Origin of the sequence: Petrocella atlantisensis (assembly GCF_900538275.1) — a bacterium.
GTDB lineage: Bacteria > Bacillota > Clostridia > Lachnospirales > Vallitaleaceae > Petrocella > Petrocella atlantisensis.
On record NZ_LR130778.1, the window covers coordinates 2,078,550 to 2,104,314 of the forward strand.

The following is a 25,765-nucleotide window of genomic DNA, read 5'->3' on the forward strand; positions in this document are numbered from 1 at the left end:
GGCTTTTTTATGAAGAAAAAAACAATAATCGGTGGCGTGGTGGTTCTGGTATTACTGGTATCCGCTTTAGTTTTATGGGTGAACAGCAATAGACCACCAGTTGTAAATACATATACTGTTTTGGAAGGTCCATATGAAGAAGTGGTTAGCGCCATCGGTTATGTGGACTATGAAAAAGAAGTCATAGTAAGCACCCAAGTTGGCGGTATTATTCGTGAGGTAGCTCATGATGCCGGTGATCGTGTTGATAGAGAAGCCTTGCTTATTACCATTGATGACAATGAAGCACGGAGCATTTACGAAGATCTCCAGACATCCTTGAGATTGGCCCAAGCCAGATTGAACGACTATCAATCCATCTACGGTAACAACAGAAACAACACTGCCCTACAAAAAGATGTTTTAGATTATGGAAAGTTAGTTATTATGCAAAGTTGAATCCATATAATACTGATTTTAGTAGTGTATGGATTCATTTAACTTTACATAATTTCAGGTGATTAACACCTAAAGTGATTTTAGCCAATCAAGTAAATCTTTGTTTTGTTTCCAAGGGGGCAGTTCTTCATTAGCTGGACTATCATAGGCTTCTGTTAAGGCTTTTCTCTTCATTTTTTCATCTGCTCGAGCATAGATTTCAGTCGTTGAAATATCTGAGTGCCCCAACAAATCTCTGATATATACAAGATTTACCCCTGATTGAAGTAAGTGCATTGCCTTACTGTGTCTCAACCAGTGTGGTGTGATTTCACCTGTAATACCTTCAATACCATGAAATTGAGCTTGCTGTGCATACTTTTTTAGAATATAAGTGACTCCTGCCCTTGTTAATTGTTTATTACTTCTGTTGGTAAAAAGAGGATAACGACTATAAACCGGTGAAGTTAATCCTGAACCAGATATATAGTGACGAATTAACTCGCCAGTCGGTGTCATAACAGGAACAATTCTACTTTTTCCACCTTTTCCAGTCAGAAGTACAGTGACTGTATCATTTAGTGTGATATCACCAACTTTAAGATCGACAAGTTCCTGTACCCGAGCTCCTGTGTCATATAAGAGAGATAACACAACAGCATCACGCTTCCCTTGAATGGTTCTTCGATCAGGTTGCTCAAGTAATCCCTTAACACTTTCTAGTGGTAAGTATAAAAGAGGTCCTTTATCCGTCTTTTTCATTGGTATTCCAAGTATTTGTTGCCCTTGTTGAATGTACTGTGGTTCCTCAACCATTAAAAAGCTAAAAAAAGAGTGAATTGCAGCAAGTCTTTGATTCCTAGTTGTAGCTTTACAATGGCGTTCATCTTCAAGCCATTGCAGATATCGAACAATTAACGCTCTATCCACTTTCGAAACTGTAAGCTTTTCAGGATAAAGTTGTTCAGAATCTCGACAGTATCTAAGCAGTAAAGAAAAAGAGTCCCTGTAAGATAGCTGTGTATTACGTTTGCTTCCCACTTGACTGGGTAAATATTGCATTAAGAACTGAGTCAGATAATGAGCAAAATCAGTTTCCTTCATAAGCTACCTCTGGAATGACGAATGCACAGGATGATTCTACTCTTTTTATTAAATCCGGATACACCTCAGCGGTCAAGCGTAGATATTTTGCTGTAGCACGTACTGATGTATGTCCCATATATGTAGATAGAATTGGAAGCATAGCTGAGAGGTCTACTTCATTCTCAATCCATTTTTGTAGAACATGAACAGCAAAAGTATGCCTAATATCATGCAAGCGCGGTCCTTTGCCTTTACCACCGTGAGAAATTCCTGCTGCATCTAAATATCGTCTGTATCTTTGATAGACAGTCATCGTACTAATCATTGTTCTATCCGGTGCAAGAAAGAAATACTCATTATCTTTCTCCCACCAAATTTTTTCTGCGTAGTCAATGCAGGATTGGTTAACAGAATCAGACAGCGGAATTAATCGATCCTTATCTGTTTTTGCCTCACGAATTGTAAGGATACCATCTTCTAGGTTAACATCTTTATACTTTAAGTGAACAACCTCTGATACTCTAAGGCCACATCCGTATAAGATACGAAAAATAACAGGCAATGCCAAGTGCATATTTTTAGCTACTTCCCATGGTTCTGTCTCATCAACGGCTTGAAGCACGGCATTTATCTGTTCGCGTGTAAAAATGTAAGGAACAAACGAATCACGAGTCAGCCCTTTTATCTCAGGGATCACATAAGCCTCATAGCCAAGATGATTAAGATAAATAGCAAACTGTCTTATACAAGTGATACGATGAGATCGAGTACTTGTAGCTTCTCCTTCTCTTGGTGAAATCCATTCTTCGGCAAGCGAACGAGAAATCTCAGGTTTAACAATTCCCCTTTTTTGACTAAAACGACAGAATCGAGATAAGCACTTTGTTTCACTTTCATATTTAAATCCTAAACTTCTTTTGAACCTAATAAATTCTTCTGCAAGGTTGGAAAACACGCCTATCATGATTGGAGCTCTTTTTAATCTAGCCATTAAATAACCACCTCCAATGCACATTTGCGTAGCTCTGTGATATTAATCCTAAGATAGGTCAAGGTGGTTTCAGTGTTTGTATGACCTAAGATTTCAGAGATTACAGGTAGTGGAATTTCATGCTCCAATAAACGACGGGCAAGGCTGTGGCGGAGTACATGCGAGCCTTTCTTTTTCCCTTCAAGATGGATACCGCTTTTTAAAAGATGGTATCGAACTAGGGCACCAACAGCTCCTGGGTTAAATTCTGTGTATGGCGGTACCTGCCTGATAAAAACATGATCAGATTCACTTTTTGGTCGTGCGCCTTTTAGATAATGGATCATAGCTTCTCCTACATCTTGAAGAAGTGGAAGCTCTAAGGGATTACCTGTTTTCATTTGTGTTAACCGGATAAGTTCATTTTCCCAATCTATGTTGGTGAATCTTAGATTTGCCACATCACTGCTACGTAGACCAAGTCTGGCAATTAATAGAATTATGGCATAGTCACGAATTCCACAAGGATTACCTAAATCAATGGAGCTAAGTAACTTTTGACTTCCTCAGCGGAGTATGTGGACGGAAGACGGCTTTTTCTGTTGTAATAAGGATTTGGTAGTTTAGAAAACATTTCTTTTTTCATGAATCCACATTCATAACAATACTTCAGATAATAGCGAACCGCTCTCATGGTATGGTTAATCGTTGGTTTTTCATAACAAGATAGGGAACCCATAAAACTAAATACATCTTTTATTGCGAGCTGCTCTATTCTTACCATATTTTTTCGTATTAGGAATGCGAAGAAACGTTCAAGATAAAGACTAAACGTTCGATTAGTTTTGTCTTTAATGCCTGTTTTACTTCTATAAGATAAGTATGCTTCTGCACTTTCTTTGTATCCATCAGGGAATGAATACGTTCTTTTATCCATCGCTAAATATAGGTAGACATTACCTGATAACTGGTATTCAGACATGGCGTTAATGCTTCGAGAATATGTAGCACACCATTTCTTTTCTTCAATCTTGGAAGACATAGAATAATGATCTTCTAAAACTGAAGTCCAAAATCCATGCTAAAGGAATCAACATTTTTGTCTTTAGCGTAAAGTAAAAGTTGCTTGGAAAGAGTTTTAAAACATTTTTGTAATAGTTGGAAGCACCTGCCTGGTCCAAAGCTTCCTTAGTTCGATTCACAAGTTCTTTTAAAGATAGATTTCTCATTTGATTTACCTCCTGCTTTTGAGAGTACGTTATTTGTTACTCTTTTAGCGTGATAGATTATGGAAAGTAAATCAATAGCCAATATCCCTATTTATGTAGAATTTCGTATTCAACTTTGCATAATGTATAACTTTTCATAACCCACATTATGTGAAGCTTCACATAATTTAGAAAAAGAAAGCGCTAACCTAGAGCTATCCATGTCTCAGCTTATGGACCGGATAGAAGAGACTAAAATCTTGGTCGATGAAGGCATCAGTCCAAGATCTGAGTTGGAAGACTTAATAGAACAACAGGCACAACTGGCCCAATCCATGAAGACGACAGAAGCAAGGCAGAAAGCCATAGCCAATCCAATTTATTCAGCAAGTGAATTGGCAGCATCCGTTGATGCCGCAAAAGACAGTCTTCGAAGACAAGAAGAAGATCTAGAGAAATATATAATAGAGTCCCCCATAGCGGGTGTACTTTTAGAGAGTTATGTTAAGGAAGGCGAGTTAGTGGGTCCGGGTCAAAACATTATGAAAATAGCTTCAGACACAAGGAAGTTCGTGGTGGTGGCTATGGATGAACGTTATTTGTCCAATATAACCTTGGATCAAGAGGCTACTTTGGTGACGGATCAATACAGAGTAAAAGGCAGAATCGAAGAAATAGCACCGGCCATCAATAGAGAGACCGGTACTGTAGATATCAAAGTGGAGATTCTTGAGAACTTAGAAGCTTTTTTACAGAACATGACTTTACGTGTGGACTTGGCTACCGTTACCTTTGACAACGCCTTGGTGATACCTGGACAATACTTAGTTGAAGAGGACGGACTAAAAGTATATGTTCAAAATGAAGACAAGCAAGCCATTGCCATCGATGTAGAAGTCTATAACAAGAACCTACCGACCGTTTATGTAACAAGTGGACTTGAGAAGGGTATGACCATACTTGACCCTGAAGGTCTAGAAGAAGGTATGACTGTCGAGCTTAAGGCAGAAGGGGTGGATGGACCATGATTTTTGAATGGAAAGTGGCCATACGCTTTCTGAAGGAAGGCAAAGGCCAATCGATTTTTATCTTACTGGGCATTAGTGTAGGCGTTGCCGTCATGGTTTTTCTAAACACTTTAATCAGCGGATTACAGGAGAATCTGATTAATCAGACCGTTGGTAACAGTTCCCATGTATGGCTTATAGGTCAGTCCGCATTTGAACAACAGATTAGCGGGCTGACAGATGATAACGTTGTCGCCGGTAATGCAGATCCAAGACCGGTACAACTTGGCAATTGGCAATCTATGATGGCGGTACTTGAGGAACGAGATGATCTTAGAGGTATATCGCCACTGGTAGAAGGCAATGCTTTTTATGTGAACAATAGTAAGGCAACCCCGGTTATCATCAAAGGTTTCGATCCCCAGAAAGCGGATGCCATCTATAACATATCTACCAGAATCTTAGAAGGCAGCAGCAATTATGATGGCAACAACCTTTTGGTCGGTAATACGTTTGCGACAGATAACGAACTGGAAGCGGGTGACGTCATCAAGCTGAACTTGCCCTCCGGTGTGAGTCAGAGCTTTGTTATCAGTGGTATCTTTGATCTTGGTAACTCAGCGGTTAACAACAGTTGGATGGTCATGGACTTATCAAGAGCTCAGAAGTTACTGGGTTATGGCAACGAAGTGACAAAAATAGAAATGCAGGTAAAAGAGATTTTTGATGCCGAGGCCATTGATGCATCTATTGAAAGCCGTCTGGAGGGTGTAGTCGTAGACAACTGGATTGAGAGCAACAGTTCACTACTGGCAGCTCTTCAGAGCCAGAGTGCTTCCTCCATAATGATACAAGTCTTTGTACTGCTTGCCGTTACCTTGGGTATATCCAGTGTCTTGGCCGTATCGGTGGTACAGAAATCCAAGCAACTGGGTATACTAAAAGCCATGGGGACCAAGAGTGGCCAAGCCAGTCGTATTTTCTTATTACAAGGTTTAATATTAGGTATCATCGGTTCTCTTATGGGCGCGGCTTTTGGCATCGGACTGGTACAGATGTTCCTCTGGGGTACGTCCTTATCTACCGGTGTACCTTTATTCCCACTTAGTATACAGCCACAGAACATTATTGTAATCGCCATCATATCCAGTTTATCCAGTACCATAGCGGCTTTTGTGCCTGCTAACCGTTCCAGTAAGCTTAACCCAGTGGAGGTGATCCGTAATGGCTGATACATCCATCGTATTAAAGGCAGAACAATTAACCAAGGTCTACGGTACAACCGTTCAGACTGAGGTGCTCCATGGCCTCAACTTTGAGATTCATAAGAACGAATTCACTTCCATTATCGGCTACTCCGGTTCCGGTAAGTCCACTTTACTCAACATATTAGGGGCACTAGATCAACCCACCAAAGGCGATGTAATTTTTAATGATATGGCATTCTCTAAGATGTCACAGAATGCATTGGCTGATTTTAGGAATCAGAACTTAGGCTTTATTTTTCAATTTCATCATCTGTTACCTGAATTTAGTGCTATAGAGAATGTCTTAATTCCCACATGGATTAAGGCAGGACGTGCCACCAATATCAAGTCAAACAGAGCCAAAGAGTTGTTAGAATTGGTTGGTCTCAAGGAATTTATTAAGAGTAAAGTCACCAATCTATCCGGCGGTCAACAACAACGGGTAGCAATAGCTAGAGCCCTGATTAATGATCCTGCCATACTTCTTGGGGATGAACCAACAGGGAATCTAGATAGTGAATCCACCGATCAAGTTTATGGTCTTTTTCGTACCATTAATGAGACGCTCGGTACAACCTTACTTATTGTCACCCACAATGATCATATAGCCGCCAAGTCCGACCGTGTCATTGAGCTTACAGATGGTAACGTCAGTAGAGATTACCTCAACAGTAGCTTCAGCGATGAAGAAGCCTTTTTGAAAGTAGCACCGGTGTACTGCAAGATCTGCCAGCATATGCGGTTAGAAAAACATAATCTGTAGATGAAATATCAAACCATATTTAAAACATGCGCCTCTTACGACAATAAGATGGTGCATTTTTTTTAATAATCGTATTTTTAAAATACTATAATATTCTATAGTAGAGCCAAGTATAAAATGATAGAATGGTTAGAGGGTCAAAACTAAGTTTCACTAAATTCACCCGCCATGGTAGGTGAAAGTTCAACTATATAGTTTTGACGCCTTAACCATAGAATGAGTGTAACATCACTTAAATATTCGGAACCGAATCAACATATAAGAACAGATTGAAAGGGGTACTCATAATGATTCAATGGATCGGTCAATTTAATCCAATACAGCAAGCACTAATGGCAACTATGTTTACTTGGGGCGTTACAGCACTTGGAGCATCACTGGTATTTTTCTTCAAAACAATCAACAAGATAGTACTAAATGGTATGCTGGGTTTTGCAGCAGGCGTTATGATTGCAGCAAGTTTTTGGTCCTTACTGGCTCCCGCAATCGATATGGCTGAGGAGTTGGGACAAATACCTTTTGCAACCGTTGCAATTGGTTTCTTAATTGGTGGTGCTTTCCTTTACGCCGTTGATAAAGTACTTCCCCATCTCCATTTGGGATTATCGACTGCAGACGCTGAGGGTATTAAAACAAATTGGCAAAGGAGCGTTTTGCTTGTCTTAGCCATCACACTTCACAACATACCGGAAGGCTTGGCGGTAGGTGTAGCTTTTGGGGCTGTTGCTTCAGGACTTGGCACATCTGCAACCCTAGCAGGGGCCGTAGCACTTGCTATTGGTATTGGATTACAGAACTTTCCGGAAGGTGCGGCAGTATCGATTCCTTTAAGAAGAGAAGGTTTTAGTAGAAGAAAAGCATTCCTGTACGGTCAAGCTTCAGGTATCGTGGAGCCAATAGCCGGTGTGATCGGCGCCTATACAGTGGTTAAAATGCAACATTTACTGCCTTATGCTCTAGCATTTGCGGCAGGTGCCATGATTTATGTTGTTGTTGAAGAGCTTATACCGGAAGCACAAAGAGAGGTCGGTGGCTCTAAAACAGACATAGCAACCATAGGATGTATGATTGGTTTTACAGTGATGATGGTTCTAGACGTTGCACTTGGATAAGATGAGCCTATATATACTGCATCTATAATTATGATAAAGGGGAGTGTGCGATGAAAGAATGGTTTCTTTTTGATCAGGAGAAACAAGAAGGTCCTTATGATTGGCAGGAGGTGCTTCAACACTATGAGCATCGTCCGCTTTCAAGTGGTGCCTTGATTTGGAAACAAGGGTTGGACAACTGGGTGCCGCTTACGGAGTTTATGATAAGTCAAGCTCAAAATAAGCAGCAGTCTAACAAACAAGCGTCTAATAAGCAAGTATCAGGACAGCTAATGGCGGCTGCAGCAAGTGGTTTATCCTTGCCATGGCAGACCATGATTGGTCATCAATTACCGGACATGAAACAAACGTTAACTTTTGTAGCACCAACAGCAAAAAAACTTGTAGGATCCTCCATCAAACGACCAGCACTATCTTTGGCAATTATCACGATTATGGACCTAGTACTGATGATGTTAACCGGTGGTATCAGCAGTATTCTTTTTGCCTTTCCTAGATTGGCTTCCGGCATAGCCGCGTCTATGTCCGGTCTATTTATGAACTCAAACTCAAAATCTAAAGCCAAATCTAATAATAATCCGAATACTAATTCCAACTCCAATTCTAGCTCTAGTTCTATATCCAGCATTTTAAGAATTATTGCAATCATCATGAGCATCTTAACCCTATGGACCCAAGGCGCTTCTGTTTTTAATGCCATAAGTCTTTTGGTGGGTTATGGCTTTGTTGGTATACTGCCCATGTTGATAACAAGTGCCTCCGCACTACCGGTTGCTTTCAAACTTTTGTGGCATACAGCAAAGGGGGTAAAAGCATGATGAAGTCAGGATCTAAGCTAAGACGTATTTTTGCAGGGATTTGTCTTATGATGCTGTTAACCGGTAATCTGGCATGGGCCAACATCTATGATGCTACTTATCGTCCGGATATGGAAGGCGATGACTAGTGGTGGCCGGTGTCCGAGTTTCAATTGCCATCTCATTGGTGGATTACCGATGAACTACAAGGCTTTAACAAATACAATGACAGTTGGATATCATTTGGTGGAGAATACGCCAACTCGATTATAGGACAGACGGAAGAGACTTTTGTTGATATGGGCTGGGGTGGTACCGGGAAATTACAGATACGGTTTGTAGAGGCTTCTGATCAAGACCATATCTTTGAATCTCCGGAAGATTTCTTGACAAGAGGATTTTTAGAAAATACAGATCTTTCATGGCTGATGGCGGCAGAAGCCGAAGACATAGATCAAGTATCTGAAACCACGCTCAACGGGTATCAAGCGTATCTTCTTGAATCTGAGTTTTTTACGAGCGATTTTTTCAAAGTACGGGTTAAGGAATGGGCTTATTTCTTGCCTACGGATGAGGGTGGCATCTTGGTTATTGCTCAAGCTGTCGTCGATTGGACAGATATGGGGGAATTTGACCCCGATTGGGATAGAGGTGAACCTTTCTCAATGGTCATTGGGGAAGTGGAAGGTGTTATAGGTTCCCTTCAGTTTAGAGGTTCTACTGCTCGTCCAACTACTGGTCAGGAGGAAGCGGCGCCGGCGGGTAATCAAACAGGCGAAGATGAAGAAGGCGGTTTGCCATGGGTAACTGTCGTTGGCGGCGCTGTTTCTGTAGCAGCAGTTGGTGTAGCCATTGCGGGAACAAAGACTTCAACAAAGACTTCAAAAGGCGATAATCCTACCAAGGAAGAAGACCCGAATAAAGTGGTTGGCTACGCTCTTAATATCAGTGACAATCAACTTAGTATACAAGAAGATGTAGGTACCGCCCTCACTGTCGGGGTCTATGAGATCTACGGGGATGGACACACAAAGCCGGTAGCAGCCTCGATTGACCTGTCAGTACCTTCCAGTGTCGGTGTTCAACCTGCTTCTGGCACATCACCACTTAACACGGTTCTGTGGCAAGTTTCTCAGATCAGCGAGAAGACAACCATGACGGTCAGTGCATCTTATGGTGGTGGCGGTATACAGTCAGTTGTAGAATTAATTCCGGTGGTAGCGCATAAGTTATCCGTCGCCTTTGAACCGGTTCATAAAAGACATCTTATGACAACCGGAAAAGATCATATCACTTTGGTAGCGAAGGTACTTTGGCCGGACCCGCAATCCGTCAGTCAAAACAGTCTGCTCAGTGCTAGAGAATCCATTAAATTCGCCGTAGCAGATAAGTGGCTGGCCCTATCTTCAGCAGTGGATTGGGAAGAAGGTAAGGCTGTCAACGTTATAGCCTCTAGTCCGGACCCGACAAGGAACTTAACCCCACCGGACAAAGGATATGTTAAAGTGACGGCCCAAGTTGACGGCAAGTTACTATCTCAGACTGTGGGTATTGAGATTGCCCCATTGCCTGTATTTGAGCTCTCACAAGATAAAGTATCTTTGGACGATAGCAGCGGACAAAGTGTTAGCCTTAGAGGTTGGATCGAAAGAGGTCTAGACGTGAACTGGCAGTTTAGTCATTTTTGGCGTCAAGGCCATAAAGCCCTTGCAGAGGTGGTGATTGAACCGGACAGTGGTCATAGTTTCCGTGTTTGGTTAACCGGTCTGGCACTTGATGACTTAGACCCCTCAAGGCCGGTCGTAGCATCCACTATAAGACTGGTGGCATCTTCAGAAGCATACGGAGAGATTGAAAGACACTTAGAAGTCATCGTTGCCAGGGAAGGACTATTTGTTGACACCATTGGTCAAGATCCTCTAGATCATACTTTCCACGTGGATGCCACGGGACAAGGTAAGCCCACCCGCATCGACGTTCGTGTCTATGTTAGAGACGAGACAGGAACCATACAACTATCCACAGCATTATCCGAAGCCGTTTTGTGGGAACCTTATGGTGATGACCCTTCTCCGGGACTTACGGCTTTGAGATTTCCGGAGTTTGAATGTCGTCCGCTAGGTCTAAGAAGACTGGAACAACCATCGGCCACTTTTGAGATGAAGTTGAACCGGAAGCTACCCACATCCGGAGACCCGATTGGTGCATCTTTGCGGGCTTATGTTCCGAACCTAGATGAAGATTTGTACGCCAAGATTGTACCTCTTAGTTTGCTTGGGGTTAATATGGCGCCTTTTTCTGAAGCCTGGTTGGTAGAAAAAGAAGCCTGCTTAACCATGATTCACGACTTTGCGCCGAAAGATATGAAAGAAAGACTCTTTAATTTGGTGGCCGAAAAAGGTGTCACCATGGGTGTAGATGGTCTATACGAACTTAGAACAAGAATCTGGCGTCTCTCAGAGAACGCTTATAGAAAAGAAGCTGCAGACTGGATGGATTATGCTTGGACCTTGCAACAAATAGAAGATACCCTAGACTGGGTTTCTTGGTGTGGCGACATCGCTTTTTCTGTTGCCAGTGGTCGAATTACAGGGACAGCAGCCGGTATCGCTATTGGCATGTTGAAGCCGGTCTTAGTATCGGCCATCACCGCTTACGTAGAAGGCAAATCCATGGAAGACTGGGCATATGAACAGTTGGGTATGGTACTATCCATTGCGGAAGGTCAGTGGACAGACCCTGATTTTATTCAGAAATTAAGCGGCGCCAGCAAAGCAAAAGTATGGGCAGCCTTCATCGCTTATACCTTTATTAAGAACTGGGCCATGGACCCTCAACATAGTATTGTCAAAGCCATGGAAGATACAGCTCGGATGCTAAGAGACCAGGCGTTAGTCAGCTTTTTAAGACGGGTAGCAGGTACAACGCCCCAAGCTGCCGGACCTGGAGAGGATGCTTTAAATGCAAAGACAAAACCAAGTGGACCCAGTAAAATAAATAAAGTAAAACCGGCTAAGTTAGCACCGGAGTTTGAAGGGGTAGACCCACAAACACGTGCAGAGAAGATGTCAGGTAAGATTAAAGAGAAGATAAGCCGGGACAGTACAGGTAAGCCTAAGATTGATGTGGACACCATGGAAAAAATCATGCGAGATCCTGATGGTGCAAGAATTCTAAAGAAAACCAATCCGGAGGCTTGGGAAGCTTATCATAATACCCGAAAAGAAGTTTATAAGAAACATGACGACGCCCTATCAGATTGGGTTAAGAAGAATGTACCCGATATGGAAAATGAGAACATAGAAGTCCGTAATGTTGGTACGGATGATGGTATTGACAGAGATTACAGGGTGGGCGTGGTAGGGAAAGATCCGATTACCGGCCAGGATGTCTTTGTTGAGATACCCAAAGAGAAATGGCAGAAAAAATCCGGTCAACTCTTCTCAGAGCAAGTGGGAGGACCGACGGATCCGGTAGAGGCCCTTGAATATGCTCAGAGCCGACAGCAGCTGGGTACAGATGGTTACCACTCGGAAGCGGCAATTGATATGGCAGATCAAACCACGGTAAAAGACCCTGAGACAGGAGAATGGGTTAAAACACAAAAAACCCCCAACGTGGAACTGGTTAAGGACGGCAAACGCACACTGGCCGATCCGGATGGACTGGGCAAAACCTATGAGACGAAAGTGGCCAATGCCTACTATACCGATAACAAGCTGGATGCTTATACACAAGCGGCCAAAGCAAAACACACCCTTGAAGGTGTACAAGAAGGCTATACCAAGCAAGGTTATAAGTTAAAAGAAGCACCACCGGAGATCAAAAAAGGCTTAGATATTATTGACCAAGTCGCACAGGGAAAAATGAAGCCCGATGCAGCCGATGCGGCTCTAAGGGATGCAGGTCTTGGCAGTGATCTACCGGGCTTTATGGAAAAAGTATCCGGTCAGTTTGCCGGTCTGAAGCATGCAAAGAAATAGGTATGAATATTTAACACGATTGTAATGTAATTTTTTACCCAAAAGGTTGTGTGGTAACAACGATAATGTTAAAATAAGCAGATAATGTCTAAGTTCTTCGTATACTGTTGTCATAGAGAAAAAGCAGGTTGAATTTGGATAAAAAAATGAAAAGAGGAATTAAAGGATGAAAATGAAGAGAGTAGTATCATTAGTTCTAGCAATGACACTGATTGCTTCTACGTGGATTAGCGTAAATGCAGCAGAAACAACGATTCAAGTTACAATAGATGGTGAGCTTGTAGTCTTTACAGACGCACAACCATTTGTTGACAGCAACAACAGAACACTGGTTCCACTGCGCGCTATAGGAGAAGCTATGGGCCTTGAGGTTGAATGGGACGCTGAACTTAAAACAGCAGCTTTTGCAAGAGTGTATGATCCGTCATTAGAAGCAGCACCTTATGATGGTGATGAAGACGGCAACCCGGAAGCGTATTTATTAAGTGAAATCGTTGCCTTTGAGATTGATAATAGCCAAGCAGCTTTTGGAGCACATTGGATGGGCGTTGAAGAAGACGATACAGATCCTTATGCAGTCGTAGAGTATGATATCGCTATGGATACGGAAGCGGTAATTCTGAATGCAAGAACCTATGCACCGGTCAGATATCTAGCTGAAGCCTTCAATTATGATGTAAGTTGGGATCAAGCGACACAGACAGTAGCATTAACAACAATGAAAAATCCTGCAGAGGAAAATATTTTTGTAGTAAGTATGTTTGAAGAAGCGATTCAATCATGGTTATTATTAGGGAATGAAGATACAAAAGCAACGTCTTTTGAGATTCTAAGTGGAAAAGTAAATGGTGTTGAACTTGACAAAACCCTTATAAGCGAAGACGAATTTGTAAGTATTGAAGAAGAATTAGAAGCCAGCGAGATCTCAGGTGATGTATTAATGGGATTTGAAGCGGCAAATAACATATCCGACCTTGCATCCTATAGACTATCTCTCAAAATCAAAGCAATGATTGATGATGAGTATGAGATATTCGAATGGGAACATTATGGTGTACAACAAAAATAAAAACAAAAATTAAAAATAAAAATAAAAGCACAATTAAAAGAGGTATAAGCCAACGATCGGCTTATACCTCTTTTAATATATATTGACGTACGCAATGAAGTACGCTATACTATTTATAGGAGGTGAAGTTACATGCTAACATTAAGTGTCTCAAATCTTAGAAAAGATTTGTATAATATCATAAATCAAACAATCAAATACGATGAACCGGTTCATGTAAATGCTAAAGAAGGGAATGCAGTTATAATTAGTGAAAATGATTATAATAGCCTTCTTGAAACGCTTTACATTTCATCAATCCCAGGTATGAAAGAAAGCTTGATTGAAATGAAAAATGCATCGGATGATGAATTTGTTAATGCGGATGAGGTTGAATGGTAATGTATAAGGTTTTATTGTCTAAAAAAGCTTTGAAAGATATTAAAAATCTAAAGTCGGCAGGGCTATCGGATAAAGCACGCTTGCTGATTGATTTGCTCAAAATAAACCCATATACAACACCACCAAGTTATGAGAAATTAGTTGGTGATTTGGATGGTATGTATTCAAGAAGAATAAATATTCAACATAGGTTGGTTTATACAGTCAATGAACAAGAACACATTGTTAAAGTATTAAGAATGTGGACACACTATGAGTGAACGACCCATTATGAGTCTGAGCGACCTAAAAGGTCGCTTTCCTTATCCCAAAAAAACAATTTATCCAACACACTTGTTGGATATTGGTGATGCATAAAATTAAGGGAGGCAGTACAATGAAAAAAAGTGATATAGGCTTAATAGGCTTAGCGGTTATGGGTGAGAATCTCGTGATGAACATGGCCAGCAAAGGGTTTACTGTTTCAGTATTTAATAGAGATATCAAAAAAGTGAGTAACTTTGTAGAAAATAGAGGTAAGCAAGAGAATATTATTGGTACGTATACGATAGAAGCATTTGTTAATTCTCTGGAAAAACCAAGAAAAATAATGTTGATGATTAAATCCGGACAGCCGGTAGATGCAACCATTGAGATCTTAATACCCTATCTTGAAAAAGGAGATATCATCATTGATGGTGGGAACTCTTATTTTTCGGACTCAATTAGAAGAACCAAGTATCTTGAAGACAAAGGCTTTCTATTTATTGGCGCCGGGGTATCCGGTGGTGAAGAAGGTGCACTAAAGGGGCCAAGTATAATGCCGGGTGGTTCTCTAAAAGCGTGGCCCTATGTAGAAAATATTTTCAAAGCCATCTCAGCAAAAGTTGAAGACGGGACACCCTGTTGCGATTGGGTAGGTGAAGACGGAGCCGGTCACTATGTAAAGATGGTTCACAATGGCATCGAGTACGGGGATATGCAACTCATAAGTGAAGCCTATCAGTTAATGAAAGAGCACCTTGGCATGACGGCTGATGAAATGCATACAGTATTTGAAGAATGGAACAAAGGAGAACTTAATAGTTATCTCATAGAAATTACCAGTGATATATTAGGGTATAAAGATGTTGATGGAAGTGCTTTACTTGAGAAGATTCTTGATGCTGCCGGACAAAAAGGCACAGGAAAATGGGCTTCGTGTTCTGCCCTAGATGAAGGCATCCCTTTAACATTAATAGGTGAATCTGTTTTTGCCCGGTGTTTATCCGCACTTAAGGAGGAACGTGTTGTAGCTTCAAAAATTCTATCAGGTCCTAGGTCAAAATTTTCAGGCGATAAAAAAGCCTTCATAGAAGATATAAAAAATGCATTATACGCATCAAAAATCATTTCATATGCCCAAGGATACGCTTTAATGCGTGCAGCAGCAAAATCATTTGGATGGAATCTGAATTATGGTGGTATTGCTCTGATGTGGCGAGGTGGGTGTATCATCAGATCTGCTTTTTTAATTAAAATCAAAGAAGCGTACGATCATAATCCGGAACTAAATAATCTCCTTCTAGACCCATTTTTCAGGAAAGTCATCGAACACACACAAGACAGTTGGAGAAGGGTTTGTGGTTCGGCCATCGCAAATGGCATACCGATTCCGGCCTTTACAGCAGCATTAACGTATTATGATGGCTATAGAAGTGAACACCTCCCTGCCAATCTATTGCAAGCACAAAGAGACTATTTCGGGGCACACACCTACGAAAGAACAGATAGGCCAAGAGGAGAATTCTTCCACACGAATTGGACCGGACGTGGTGGCAATACGACCTCGGATACATACACAGTATAATAATTAAAGAATGACTTAAAAAGAACACACAAAAGACACCATTTATACTTTATTATGACACATCCATATCATATAGTTATCTTACAAGTTAATATATTATATCCCCTCTCATTATAGCCAAGAAAAAGGAGAAGCACTTTTGCCTCTCTTTTTTCTTGTCCTTTTTTGTTCTGGCAAGAAAGACCATGGAATATCAAAAAAGCATATGCTATAATTAGGATAGATAAGCTAAATTTAAAAAGTAAATTTTGTTGGAGGTATACCATGCCTGAGATTTGTAGATTTCAAGGAATCATTATAAAACTGATATATATGGATGACGAGAAGCATCATAAACCTCATGTCCATGTATATTATGGTGAATATAGTGCTTCTGTGGGAATAGATGGTGAGATACTGGCCGGAAGTTTACCTTTGAAACAGTTGAAATTAGTGAATGCTTGGATGATATTACGTGAAGAAGAGCTTTATCATGCTTGGAATAACGCAGTAAGAGGCATGAGTTTTGAGAAGATTGAACCTTTACGATAGGAGGTATAAAAATGTATATTATTAATGATATAGTATATGCAGGTGAGCCGGTTGATGACTTAAGTGTCATACATGTAAAAATAGTAGAAAGATTGTGTTTATTGGTGACCTTTAACAATAATGAACAAAGGATATTCGATTGCACTGAACTGTTGAACTATCCTGTTTATCAAGCATTAATAGATCAATCCGTATTTGATACAGTAGCAATCCAACATGGCATAATTGTATGGGAAGATGGAGATATAGATATATCTACAGAAAAAGTATATCGAATGAGTTACCCATATAATAATCAACAAATCATTTGAAAAAACAAACATTATAATTTATTATATCCCCTCTCATTATAGCCAAGAAAAAGGAAAAGCACTTTTGCCTCTCTTTTTTCTTGGCTTTTTTGTCTATATCACCAAGCACGCCAATACCGACCATGAAGTTCCTGGAACAGGACTGTGTTATGGAGCAAGTCAGCATGGATGCTGACCGTCGACATTTGGTGCATGGATGCACCAACGGTCGACCGTAATAATACAGTCTGTGGAAGGGTTTTCATGGGACCTCTCTTAAATAACCCATCGCTATATGCCCTAATATTGTATTAATTCCATACCAACCATACTTCCTCTTGCTTTATAACATACGATTAGGTAAGATAGAAGAGTAGCCACATTAAGCAAAATAAAAATCAGCAAGGGGAGGTAACCTATGTACCAGAATTATATATTTGATTTATACGGCACCCTCATAGACATTAAGACAGACGAATCATCCGAATCGGTATGGGAAAAAATAGCCGTATTCATGGGCTACCAAGGCACTTATATCAACGGAAAAGAACTCAAACAATCCTATGATAAATACGTAAAAAAATACTTATCCCGTGTCAAAAATACAGACAACCCGGACATAGACATCACCGACGTATTCTATAAGATCTACAAAGACTTAGACACCAAAGCAAGTCCAAAACTCGTACAATACACCGTCAAAGCTTTTCGTGCCATCACAACAGAACACATTAGTCTCTATCCCGGCGTCATGGAGATGCTACAGGAATTGAAAAAAGGCAAGAAGCGCCTATTTATACTCTCCAATGCTCAGAGAGCCTTTTTGCAAGCAGAGATGAAGATGCTGGGTATTAAGAATCTCTTTGATGAGATTTATGTATCCTCAGATAAGGGCATGGGCAAGCCGGACCCTGCATTCTTTGAGATGGTACTCACAGAAAACGGCCTCAAGAAAAAAGAAACCGTTATGATAGGAAAAGATTATGCCACAGACATCAAAGGTGCCAATGCAGTTGGTATTGATAGCCTCTACATTCATACCAATCTCAGCGACAAAAAAGCAAAAAGAGAAGAAGCAACCTTTGAGATTGTTGACGGTTTCCACGAAGACATCATCAAGCTGTTGGTCTTACAGCAATAAACTTAATGGAGAGATTACATGAAGACATTTGATAAGAAAGAAGTGGCAAAAGAAGGCCTAAAAGTAGGACTAAAAGCCTTTATCCTTACCTTTGGAATCGCCTTTGTTATAGCACTCATTATTAATATATCCGTGATTGAACATCTGCAAGACTATCTCCAAGGGACACTCAGTCAGAACATTGGCTTTCGTTTTGGGATGGTCATCAGAACCACTTCCATACTCATGAACATGGCGGTATTTAATACCTCCGGACAGATTCAACTGGGACTCCTGGCGTTCATCGGACTGCCTTTGTTCTCATTTTATCTGGCAGATCGCATGGATAACAAAAAAGAAGGTATGGATGATGTTGGCTTCTTCATCTACGGGGTAGCATCAGGTGTCTACACCATACTATTAATGACCATCGCCCTCATCGGTAAAGGTACTTTCCTAGGGGTGAACATCAGTTTTGTATCCATAAGAAATCTCATATTAACCTTTGTCATCAGCTTCTTGATACAAGTGGTGATTGGTATGAACTATGACGCCAACCGTATAGCCGGCGTTGTGGCAACCAGATGGATGATAAGATTAAGTCTTGGCGTATCAGGTCTAATCGGTATTGTCGCCATTATAGCTGGTGCGACGAAAGTTACAACGAATCCTTTACTCATTCTTATGGGTATTTTATTACTGGCACCGAATCTAATGGTCTATGTCCTTTTTATGATGATGGGTATTGGTATTGATTTTAACAGTGGACTGGACAAGCTACTAGCTTTTGGTAATATGAACTTAACCTATACGGGCATGCCTGTTGGTGTTCGCATATTTTTGATGATACTATTCATTGGGATAACCTTATATGCCATATCAAGGATTGAGAAAGAAAAGTTCCTAGGCGGCCTCATTGTATTTGCCACCTTGTTTTCCCTGACTTGTCTTGGCATGGCTTATTGCACCAGGATTAACCTAGGCTTAATTAAAGGCCTCATGGAAGTGGATATGGGCATCAACCTTATCAAAGCTTTTCTATATCCTTTTGTGGGTATCTTTTTACTGGGCGGCTTATGGCAAGCCATCCAGAGGGTAAGAAATGTAATCAAGTCATAAAACCTTGACAAGTCTATATAATACGCGTAGAATAAGCACTAATTCTAATATATATAGAACCATGCGTCGATAAGGACCAGTACACACGTAAGCGAATCCGTTGAAGGGCGAAGTCCCCAACCAGAGAAAAAATCCTAGGCTGAGAGATTTTGATTCCAACCTGTAGAACCTACCTTGGAGCAGCGTTGCAAACAACGCCGGAAGCTTACCGTTATACAAGCACTTGAGACTGTCTAAGGACATGAACGAGGGTGGTACCGCGACAATCATCGCCCCTTGCACTTGCAAGGGGCGTTTTTTATGCTTGAAAACATTCTAATAAAAACAACCTATAATAAGGAAGGAGCATCAATCATGGCAAAAGAAAAACAATTCGTAGAAGCCATCACCAGTATGGATCAAGACTTCTCCCAGTGGTACACCGATGTGGTCAAGAAAGCGGAGCTCATCGACTATTCAAGTGTCAAAGGCTGTATGGTCATTAAGCCTTATGGTTACGCAATATGGGAACTGATACAAAAACAACTCGACAAGAGGTTCAAAGACACCGATCATGAGAACGTCTACATGCCTATGTTCATACCAGAGAGTCTGTTGCAAAAAGAAAAAGACCACGTAGAGGGCTTTGCACCTGAAGTGGCATGGGTCACTCATGGTGGTTCAGAGAAGTTAGCTGAGCGCCTATGCATTCGTCCTACTTCAGAGACCTTATTCTGCGAGCATTATGCCAACATCATTCAATCCTATAGAGACTTGCCTAAGCTTTACAACCAGTGGTGTTCCGTTGTTAGATGGGAAAAAACCACCAGACCTTTCCTAAGATCATCTGAATTCCTATGGCAAGAAGGCCACACCGCCCATGCCACAGCCGATGAAGCCCAAGCTGAGACCATCAAGATGTTAGACGTCTATGCTGAGTTCTGTGCCAACGTCTTAGCCATCCCTATGGTCAAAGGCCGCAAGACAGAGAAAGAAAAATTCGCAGGCGCCAAAGCCACTTATACGATAGAAGCTTTGATGCACGATGGTAAGGCCCTACAATCCGGAACCACCCACAACTTCGGTGACGGCTTTGCCAAAGCCTTTGATATTCAGTATACGGACACAGACAACACATTGAAGTATGTCCACCAAACCTCATGGGGTATGAGCACTCGCCTTATTGGTGCAGTCATCATGGTTCACGGTGACGATTCGGGACTGGTCTTACCACCTGCAATAGCCCCTATTGAAGTTATGATCATCCCGATCATGCAGAAGAAAGAAGGGGTACTGGAGAAAGCCGAAGAACTAAGAAAGCGCTTAGCAATAAGCCATAGAGTCAAGGTCGACACCAGTGACAAGAGCCCAGGATGGAAATTCTCAGAATATGAGATGAAGGGCGTACCAGTCAGAGTCGAGATCGGACCTAAGGATATGGAGAAGAATCAATGTGTCTTAGTTAGAAGAGACACCAGAGAAAAGTTGATTGTGTCTTTAGATGAACTGGAAGTCAGCGTAGAAAACCTACTGAGTCAAATGCAACAAGACTTATTAGACAAAGCGACTAAACACAGAGACGCTCATACCACCACCGCCGTCACCATGGAAGACTTCGCGTCACAGTTAAAAGCAACCCCAGGCTTCGTAAAAGCCATGTGGTGTGGCGAGACAGCTTGCGAAGAAGCGATTAAGGAAGTAACCGGTGCATCTTCTAGATGCATGCCCTTTGAGCAAGAGGAGCTGGCAGAGACTTGTATCTGTTGTAATAAACCAGCGAAGGAAATGGTTTATTGGGGTAAGGCATATTGATATGTTACATCACAGTTACATTTCCCAAAAAATCTTGTATTCTGCGGAGAATGTGATAAAATAAGAGAAGGCACAGACTTTATGAGGCAATACCTATACGTGGCGGTAACAAGTCTATTACAGATATGTTACATCTATGGCTAGTGTGTTGACGTTACTTAAAGGGGAGTGCTATAATTTATCCTGTGTTGTAGACTCGATAAAGGGGGCTACACAGAAGGCGAACAATTAACAAGGAGGAGACACTAGCAATGAAATTAAAAGGAGGAAACAAAAACATGAGAAAAACAAATCGTTTTGTTGCATTACTTATGGCTTTGGTTCTAGTTTTCAGCTCAGCAATGAGCACTGCAGTTTTCGCTAACGAAGACGTAGCAGGAACAGAATTCGAAGTTACAGTAGGCAAACTTAAGGCAGTAGGTATTATGGAAGGTTACCCAGATGGAACTTTCAAACCAGAAGGCGAAATCACAAGAGCAGAATTTGCTAAGATCGCAGTTGTAGCACTTGGTCTTGGAGACGCTGCTGAAGTATCAAGAGGCGTAACTAAGTTCCCAGACGTACCTTCAACTCACTGGGCAACTGGTTATATCAACTTAGCAGTTAACAGAGGCATTCTTGTTGGATATCCTGATGGATCATTCCAACCAAATGGCAAATTAACAAACGCTGAAGCAGCTACCATTCTTGTACGTCTTGTTGGACTTGGTCCAGTAGTAGACAAGCAAGGAACTTGGCCAGCAAACTACATCGGTAGAGCGGCTAACGAAGGTATCCTTAAAGGCGTAAACGTAGCTAGTTCAACAAACGCACTTCGTGGATTAACTGCGAAAATGTTATTGAACACTATTGAAGTTCCACTTTGGGGCGCTGATGGATACAATAATGATGGTTCTGTAACATATGGTAAATTATCACCAGAACAAACACATCTTACTGATATGCTAAACGTAAAAGTATATGAAGACAAAGAAGTAGAAGGATATGACATTGATGATAATGAAATAACAATCGATGGTGTACCTACTAACGAAATAGCTGAAAATGCAACTTTTGACTTCTATGACGTATACAGAAACTTAGTTGATGTATGGGTTAATGATGATGATGAAATCATCTATGTAGCTAAAACAACAACAAGCTTCATTGATGCAATTGAAGTTAAGCTTGGTACTACAAATGAAGTAAAATTATTAGGTGCAGATAAAACTTATAAATTAGCGACTAGTTTTGTTGCTGCTAATAATTCAGATGTAAACCGTGCAGGTGGCGCAGTAGCAGATGCAACAAAGTATGACTTAGCAAAAGTTGTTGTTGATGATAACAATAGAGTAATATTTGTTGATGCGTATACTTTCGTTGATTTTATGGTAGTTGACTCAGTAGATGGTGATGTTGTAACAGATATCGAAGGAACTGAAATCAACTTAGAAGATTTCCAAATAATGAAAAATGGTATGCTTGTAGATGCTGAAGCAGCAGTTAAAGGCGATATCATTACGTACAACACAACTGGTGATGGATTTGCAGAAATCTTTACTAAATCAGTTGAAGGCGAAATCACAAATATTTTTAGTACAGGTATTAGAGTTGGTGGAAAAACTTATGACTTTAACAAAGGTCTAGTAGCAGACATCACAACTTTATATGTAAATGAAGATGGTGACTTAGCTACATTTGATACAGATGCAGCTGAGCAAATGGAAGATGAAGGTCCAATAGCTATTTTCCTAGACAGAGAAGGCAAAATGCTTTTTGTTACTGGTGAACTTGGCGATGTTGAGACAAGCAAAGTTGTAAATATTTTAACTTCTGATATTTCAACTCAAACTTTGTTTGGCGAAACTAGTATCAGAGCCGTAGTTATTAATGAAGAAGGTACTAAAGTTACCAAAACAATAGCACTAAGAGACCTAGACTTTATTACTCTTGATAATACAAAAGTAGAAGTTGGTGATGGCGTTGGAGTAAATGAAGTAGATTACTTTGAATTAACTGGAGCTGATTTACTTAGAGCTTACAACAGTGCTGACGCTCTTACAGCAGATGCTTCTTTTGGTGATTTATCTGCAGGTGCTGTTGATTCTCAATTTGCAGAAGATAGTATCATTGAATTCCATTATGATACTGATGGTAATGTTGTTGGATTAGGATTATTTAGTGGAACAACAGCATTAACAACAACAGTTAAGATTGATAAAGATGGTGGCGATAAATATGCAGTTGTCGGTGGTACATCATACAGATTGATGAACGACACATTATTATTTGACATTACTGATGGCACAAGCGCAGATGACACAATTATTAATGAGTGGAGTGCTGCAACAGATGTTAAAGAAGTAGCACTTGGCGCAACAGTTTATGTTAAAGGCGGCGAAGTATTATATATCGTTTCTGGTAGCGTTGATGCATTAACAGATGAAACAGATGTAACAGGTTTACTTGCAACACATAAACTTAATGCGGCAGCAACCAAAGTAACTGAACTTAAAGCGTGGGTTAACGGTGTTGAAACTACCTATGTTGTTGATAGTATTGCATTTGCAGATCTTCCAGGTGGAGTAGATATTACAAATGGTAATACTTATATCTTAACCGTTGATGATGTATCCGGTAAAGTTATAGCGATAGCTGATGCAGATGTTGTAACAGGTGGTATACAAACAGTTAACACTTCAGCAAGAGAAATTACAATTGCTGGAACTACTTACAAACTAGTAAGTGGATTTAAGATTGTTGATATTACTGATGGCACTGACAATGGTGAAGTAATTAACCTAGTTAACGTTAAAGCTGGTAACACTGCTACATTGGTTCTTGAAAATGCAGGATCAGTATTTGTAGAACTAGTTGTAGTAACAAACTCTACAGCTGATGTTACAGCTCCAACAGTTACTCAACAAATTACTGCAGCTAGCACTATAACAGCTAATGGAACACATGTACTTCAATTTAGCGAAGAGCTAAACGTAGCTAGTAAAGCTTCAGTAAAAGCAGCAGTAGACGCAGCATTTACTGAAACTGGTGCAGCAACCGTAACAAGTGCATGGAATGCAGCAGGAACAACTTTGACAGTTACTATAGCTGGATGGGCTGCATCACCAGCGGATGATGTTACTTTAGCAGCTATTGCTAATCAAGTTGTTACTGACTTAGCTGGAAATACTTCAGCTGCTCTAGACGTACAACAATAAACCATAAGTACAGAAAAACCAAAGGGACGGTTCTTCCGGCTCAGTGGGGTAACAAAAGTTAATACAGTATAATAGAGACCCGTTAGTCATGAATTTGACTAGCGGGTCTTTTTGTGCTTAGAAGTGATATTTCGCGCATAGTTAATGCAACTATTGCATATGCTGAATATGGATGATATCATGTAACGTATACGGTAAACCATGAGTACTAGCTTTAATTCGGCTCTTTGTCAAATCTTGGGGTAATCCCTATATTGATGAGTCAACCAAGTCTCTAAGTGAAAAAAAGCTTAGGGACTTTTTTAGATGAAGTTAGATGTTCTTTTACAACCCTAATACAAGCTGGGGATAGAATGAAAGGGGTTTTAATGGTGGGTCCCATGAAAACCCTTCCACAGTGTGTATGACTACGGCCTCCGGTTGGTGCGTCCTGCACCAAAAGTCGGCGGTCTGCATCCATGCAGACTTGCAAATTTCATAAGAAAGTTTTCACTTAGCATCATGTCTTGAAGACTGACATGATGCATGAAGTTACTTTCTTATGAGCCTAGTCACACACACTGCTTCCAGGAACTTCATGGTCGGTGCTAACTAACATGGTATTATTGGTACCTTTAACTCATCATGTGGAGTATACGATTTTTAAACCTATTGAAATTACGCATACCATATGCATTTCTTTTAAGAACCTTAATCTTATTGTTAACGCCTTCTGTATAGCCATTCGTATAAGGACAAGTAAAGGAGTTAAGAATATACTTTTGCCAGTTTATGATGGTATTCATACACGTTATAAACTCGGGTTCATTCTGTGTTGCTACAAAAACGTACCATTCTTTAAGGCGTTTTAATGCTGTATCCTTATCTGGAGCATCTACAAAGTCATAGAACTTTTCCTTAAGAAGATAAGCTGTCCTAAGCCTTGAGGATGTATCAAGCATGACGCTTACTTGGTCGACTTGCTCATCTGTTAAAAATCGACGTCTTTTTAATAGTAGGTGTCGGCTTCTTTTGAAGTATTTCCTTCTCGTCTTGTAAAATTTTTTCTGCTCTTGTTTTCTAACCCGATCAAAGGCCCATGTTATCTGTCTAATCCAATGATACTTGTCTATGACGATTGTTGCATTCTTAAAATAGGTTTCAGCAATATCGCGATAAGGCTGCCACATATCCATAACAAAATAAGCTACTTTATCACGGTTCTTAAAGCGTCTGAAGTAGTCAGAAAGGATATGATGTTCGCGACCAGGCAAAATATCTAAGACCTTTTTATTAACCGGATCAGTAAGAATACCTTGATATTTGCGTCCCGCATTACCCTTAAATTCATCAATAGACAGCACTCTGGGTAAAGAGGTATTGGTATAGTCGATAAATTTAAAGAGTCTAAAAATAGTGGTTATAGAAAGATTACAATGTTTAGCAATATCGGTCATGGAATGTGTAGAACGCATTCTATCAATGACATACTGGACTAAACGCGTAGACATTCTAAAATAGCGAGGAAGAAAAGTATTCTTCTCATAAAACCGCTTATTACAATGATTACAAGTATAACGACGCTTACGATAATGAAACAAAGTATTGAGGCCAAAAGCAGGAGCATCTTTAAACACTTGAAACCTGTAATCATGTACTTTATCGGTCTTTTGATGACAATGGGGGCAATGATGAGTTCTTCTGGGTAATTCACAATAGATGTGTAATGCATCAGGGTCATTTTCGATTTTAGTTACGATTATGTCTTTTAATCCTAACAGTTTTTCGATATAATGGTTATTGAGCATAAGCTTTACCTCCTTGTTGTTTGGTTGTGGTGACTTTATTTTACAAGGGATTTAGTTTATGC

Annotated in this window: 24 protein-coding genes; 18 read left to right on the forward strand and 6 right to left on the reverse strand. The window is 40.5% G+C overall.

Annotated elements, in window-relative coordinates:
• Window positions 1-9: 9 nt before the first annotated feature.
• Window positions 10-438: an HlyD family efflux transporter periplasmic adaptor subunit gene (locus PATL70BA_RS09695; protein ID WP_125137171.1), complete on the forward strand. Its 429-nt coding sequence runs from the start codon at window positions 10-12 to the stop codon at window positions 436-438.
• A 69-nt stretch (window positions 439-507) separates the two neighbouring features.
• On the opposite strand, the gene PATL70BA_RS09700 is transcribed toward PATL70BA_RS09695, so the two are convergent.
• The 5 genes from PATL70BA_RS09700 to PATL70BA_RS16590 are packed head-to-tail and all read right to left on the reverse strand — an operon-like array spanning window position 508 to window position 3,702.
• Window positions 508-1,521, reverse strand: a complete 1,014-nt coding sequence (locus PATL70BA_RS09700; RefSeq protein WP_125137172.1) for a tyrosine-type recombinase/integrase — start codon at window positions 1,519-1,521, stop codon at window positions 508-510.
• Entirely contained in the window at window positions 1,508-2,494 is a 987-nt protein-coding gene (locus PATL70BA_RS09705; protein WP_125137173.1) for a tyrosine-type recombinase/integrase, read from the reverse strand. Before PATL70BA_RS09705 ends, PATL70BA_RS09700 begins: the two co-directional genes overlap by 14 nt.
• Window positions 2,494-3,015, reverse strand: a complete 522-nt coding sequence (locus tag PATL70BA_RS16580; protein ID WP_330510348.1) for a site-specific integrase — start codon at window positions 3,013-3,015, stop codon at window positions 2,494-2,496. The genes PATL70BA_RS09705 and PATL70BA_RS16580 overlap by 1 nt, the downstream gene beginning before the upstream one ends.
• A complete protein-coding gene (locus tag PATL70BA_RS16585; protein WP_243115889.1) occupies window positions 3,006-3,515 on the reverse strand; it encodes a site-specific integrase in 510 nt (169 codons plus the stop codon). The genes PATL70BA_RS16580 and PATL70BA_RS16585 overlap by 10 nt, the downstream gene beginning before the upstream one ends.
• Window positions 3,499-3,702, reverse strand: a complete 204-nt coding sequence (locus PATL70BA_RS16590; protein WP_243115890.1) for a hypothetical protein — start codon at window positions 3,700-3,702, stop codon at window positions 3,499-3,501. The genes PATL70BA_RS16585 and PATL70BA_RS16590 overlap by 17 nt, the downstream gene beginning before the upstream one ends.
• A gap of 200 nt (window positions 3,703-3,902) precedes the next feature.
• Between PATL70BA_RS16590 and PATL70BA_RS09715 the strand changes: the two genes are divergently transcribed.
• From PATL70BA_RS09715 to PATL70BA_RS09790, 17 genes are all read left to right on the forward strand, one after another.
• Window positions 3,903-4,709 carry an efflux RND transporter periplasmic adaptor subunit gene (locus PATL70BA_RS09715; protein WP_125137174.1) on the forward strand — a complete coding sequence of 269 codons (807 nt, stop codon included), beginning with the start codon at window positions 3,903-3,905 and terminating at the stop codon, window positions 4,707-4,709.
• Window positions 4,706-5,920: an ABC transporter permease gene (locus PATL70BA_RS09720; protein WP_125137175.1), complete on the forward strand. Its 1,215-nt coding sequence runs from the start codon at window positions 4,706-4,708 to the stop codon at window positions 5,918-5,920. Before PATL70BA_RS09715 ends, PATL70BA_RS09720 begins: the two co-directional genes overlap by 4 nt.
• On the forward strand, window positions 5,913-6,698 hold the full coding sequence (locus PATL70BA_RS09725; protein WP_125137176.1) for an ABC transporter ATP-binding protein: 786 nt from the start codon (window positions 5,913-5,915) through the stop codon (window positions 6,696-6,698). Before PATL70BA_RS09720 ends, PATL70BA_RS09725 begins: the two co-directional genes overlap by 8 nt.
• A gap of 287 nt (window positions 6,699-6,985) precedes the next feature.
• Complete coding sequence (locus PATL70BA_RS09730; protein ID WP_125137177.1) at window positions 6,986-7,810, forward strand: ZIP family metal transporter; 825 nt, start codon at window positions 6,986-6,988, stop codon at window positions 7,808-7,810.
• Window positions 7,811-7,860: 50 nt separating this feature from the next.
• Window positions 7,861-8,628, forward strand: coding sequence for a DUF4339 domain-containing protein (locus PATL70BA_RS09735; RefSeq protein ID WP_125137178.1), 768 nt, complete (start codon window positions 7,861-7,863; stop codon window positions 8,626-8,628).
• Window positions 8,625-8,756: a hypothetical protein gene (locus PATL70BA_RS16805; RefSeq protein ID WP_279233179.1), complete on the forward strand. Its 132-nt coding sequence runs from the start codon at window positions 8,625-8,627 to the stop codon at window positions 8,754-8,756. The genes PATL70BA_RS09735 and PATL70BA_RS16805 overlap by 4 nt, the downstream gene beginning before the upstream one ends.
• A gap of 9 nt (window positions 8,757-8,765) precedes the next feature.
• Window positions 8,766-12,590, forward strand: a complete 3,825-nt coding sequence (locus PATL70BA_RS09740) for a hypothetical protein (RefSeq protein ID WP_125137179.1) — start codon at window positions 8,766-8,768, stop codon at window positions 12,588-12,590.
• A 166-nt stretch (window positions 12,591-12,756) separates the two neighbouring features.
• Window positions 12,757-13,659, forward strand: a complete 903-nt coding sequence (locus PATL70BA_RS09745; protein WP_125137180.1) for a stalk domain-containing protein — start codon at window positions 12,757-12,759, stop codon at window positions 13,657-13,659.
• A gap of 132 nt (window positions 13,660-13,791) precedes the next feature.
• Entirely contained in the window at window positions 13,792-14,040 is a 249-nt protein-coding gene (locus PATL70BA_RS09750) for a type II toxin-antitoxin system Phd/YefM family antitoxin (RefSeq protein WP_125137181.1), read from the forward strand.
• Window positions 14,040-14,300 (forward strand): Txe/YoeB family addiction module toxin, encoded by a 261-nt coding sequence (locus tag PATL70BA_RS09755; RefSeq protein ID WP_125138459.1) that lies wholly within the window; start codon window positions 14,040-14,042, stop codon window positions 14,298-14,300. Before PATL70BA_RS09750 ends, PATL70BA_RS09755 begins: the two co-directional genes overlap by 1 nt.
• 116 nt (window positions 14,301-14,416) lie before the next feature.
• Entirely contained in the window at window positions 14,417-15,868 is a 1,452-nt protein-coding gene (gnd, locus tag PATL70BA_RS09760) for a decarboxylating NADP(+)-dependent phosphogluconate dehydrogenase (RefSeq protein WP_125137182.1), read from the forward strand.
• A 264-nt stretch (window positions 15,869-16,132) separates the two neighbouring features.
• A complete protein-coding gene (locus PATL70BA_RS09765) occupies window positions 16,133-16,399 on the forward strand; it encodes a DUF4160 domain-containing protein (RefSeq protein WP_125137183.1) in 267 nt (88 codons plus the stop codon).
• Window positions 16,400-16,410: 11 nt separating this feature from the next.
• A complete protein-coding gene (locus tag PATL70BA_RS09770) occupies window positions 16,411-16,710 on the forward strand; it encodes a DUF2442 domain-containing protein (protein ID WP_125137184.1) in 300 nt (99 codons plus the stop codon).
• 397 nt (window positions 16,711-17,107) lie between these two features.
• A complete protein-coding gene (locus tag PATL70BA_RS09775) occupies window positions 17,108-17,830 on the forward strand; it encodes an HAD family hydrolase (protein WP_125137185.1) in 723 nt (240 codons plus the stop codon).
• Window positions 17,831-17,848: 18 nt separating this feature from the next.
• On the forward strand, window positions 17,849-18,928 hold the full coding sequence (locus tag PATL70BA_RS09780) for a hypothetical protein (RefSeq protein ID WP_125137186.1): 1,080 nt from the start codon (window positions 17,849-17,851) through the stop codon (window positions 18,926-18,928).
• A 354-nt stretch (window positions 18,929-19,282) separates the two neighbouring features.
• Window positions 19,283-20,719 (forward strand): proline--tRNA ligase, encoded by a 1,437-nt coding sequence (gene proS, locus PATL70BA_RS09785; RefSeq protein WP_125137187.1) that lies wholly within the window; start codon window positions 19,283-19,285, stop codon window positions 20,717-20,719.
• A 251-nt stretch (window positions 20,720-20,970) separates the two neighbouring features.
• On the forward strand, window positions 20,971-23,916 hold the full coding sequence (locus PATL70BA_RS09790) for an S-layer homology domain-containing protein (protein ID WP_125137188.1): 2,946 nt from the start codon (window positions 20,971-20,973) through the stop codon (window positions 23,914-23,916).
• A 614-nt stretch (window positions 23,917-24,530) separates the two neighbouring features.
• On the opposite strand, the gene PATL70BA_RS09795 is transcribed toward PATL70BA_RS09790, so the two are convergent.
• On the reverse strand, window positions 24,531-25,703 hold the full coding sequence (locus PATL70BA_RS09795; protein ID WP_125135717.1) for an ISL3 family transposase: 1,173 nt from the start codon (window positions 25,701-25,703) through the stop codon (window positions 24,531-24,533).
• Window positions 25,704-25,765 lie beyond the last annotated feature (62 nt).

What these genes read in the sequence shown, in the direction of transcription:
- PATL70BA_RS09730 (WP_125137177.1), top strand. Translation starts at nt 6,986, where the DNA reads ATGATTCAATGGATCGGTCAATTTAATCCAATACAGCAAGCACTAATG.
- PATL70BA_RS09765 (WP_125137183.1), top strand. Translation starts at nt 16,133, where the DNA reads ATGCCTGAGATTTGTAGATTTCAAGGAATCATTATAAAACTGATATAT.
- PATL70BA_RS09720 (WP_125137175.1), top strand. Translation starts at nt 4,706, where the DNA reads ATGATTTTTGAATGGAAAGTGGCCATACGCTTTCTGAAGGAAGGCAAA.
- PATL70BA_RS09700 (WP_125137172.1), bottom strand. Translation starts at nt 1,521, where the DNA reads ATGAAGGAAACTGATTTTGCTCATTATCTGACTCAGTTCTTAATGCAA.
- proS (WP_125137187.1), top strand. Translation starts at nt 19,283, where the DNA reads ATGGCAAAAGAAAAACAATTCGTAGAAGCCATCACCAGTATGGATCAA.
- PATL70BA_RS09795 (WP_125135717.1), bottom strand. Translation starts at nt 25,703, where the DNA reads ATGCTCAATAACCATTATATCGAAAAACTGTTAGGATTAAAAGACATA.
- PATL70BA_RS09715 (WP_125137174.1), top strand. Translation starts at nt 3,903, where the DNA reads ATGTCTCAGCTTATGGACCGGATAGAAGAGACTAAAATCTTGGTCGAT.
- PATL70BA_RS09790 (WP_125137188.1), top strand. Translation starts at nt 20,971, where the DNA reads ATGAAATTAAAAGGAGGAAACAAAAACATGAGAAAAACAAATCGTTTT.
- PATL70BA_RS09705 (WP_125137173.1), bottom strand. Translation starts at nt 2,494, where the DNA reads ATGGCTAGATTAAAAAGAGCTCCAATCATGATAGGCGTGTTTTCCAAC.
- gnd (WP_125137182.1), top strand. Translation starts at nt 14,417, where the DNA reads ATGAAAAAAAGTGATATAGGCTTAATAGGCTTAGCGGTTATGGGTGAG.
- PATL70BA_RS09735 (WP_125137178.1), top strand. Translation starts at nt 7,861, where the DNA reads ATGAAAGAATGGTTTCTTTTTGATCAGGAGAAACAAGAAGGTCCTTAT.
- PATL70BA_RS09770 (WP_125137184.1), top strand. Translation starts at nt 16,411, where the DNA reads ATGTATATTATTAATGATATAGTATATGCAGGTGAGCCGGTTGATGAC.
- PATL70BA_RS09775 (WP_125137185.1), top strand. Translation starts at nt 17,108, where the DNA reads ATGTACCAGAATTATATATTTGATTTATACGGCACCCTCATAGACATT.
- PATL70BA_RS09745 (WP_125137180.1), top strand. Translation starts at nt 12,757, where the DNA reads ATGAAAATGAAGAGAGTAGTATCATTAGTTCTAGCAATGACACTGATT.
- PATL70BA_RS09725 (WP_125137176.1), top strand. Translation starts at nt 5,913, where the DNA reads ATGGCTGATACATCCATCGTATTAAAGGCAGAACAATTAACCAAGGTC.
- PATL70BA_RS16585 (WP_243115889.1), bottom strand. Translation starts at nt 3,515, where the DNA reads ATGTCTTCCAAGATTGAAGAAAAGAAATGGTGTGCTACATATTCTCGA.
- PATL70BA_RS09750 (WP_125137181.1), top strand. Translation starts at nt 13,792, where the DNA reads ATGCTAACATTAAGTGTCTCAAATCTTAGAAAAGATTTGTATAATATC.
- PATL70BA_RS16590 (WP_243115890.1), bottom strand. Translation starts at nt 3,702, where the DNA reads ATGAGAAATCTATCTTTAAAAGAACTTGTGAATCGAACTAAGGAAGCT.
- PATL70BA_RS09780 (WP_125137186.1), top strand. Translation starts at nt 17,849, where the DNA reads ATGAAGACATTTGATAAGAAAGAAGTGGCAAAAGAAGGCCTAAAAGTA.
- PATL70BA_RS09695 (WP_125137171.1), top strand. Translation starts at nt 10, where the DNA reads ATGAAGAAAAAAACAATAATCGGTGGCGTGGTGGTTCTGGTATTACTG.
- PATL70BA_RS09755 (WP_125138459.1), top strand. Translation starts at nt 14,040, where the DNA reads ATGTATAAGGTTTTATTGTCTAAAAAAGCTTTGAAAGATATTAAAAAT.
- PATL70BA_RS16805 (WP_279233179.1), top strand. Translation starts at nt 8,625, where the DNA reads ATGATGAAGTCAGGATCTAAGCTAAGACGTATTTTTGCAGGGATTTGT.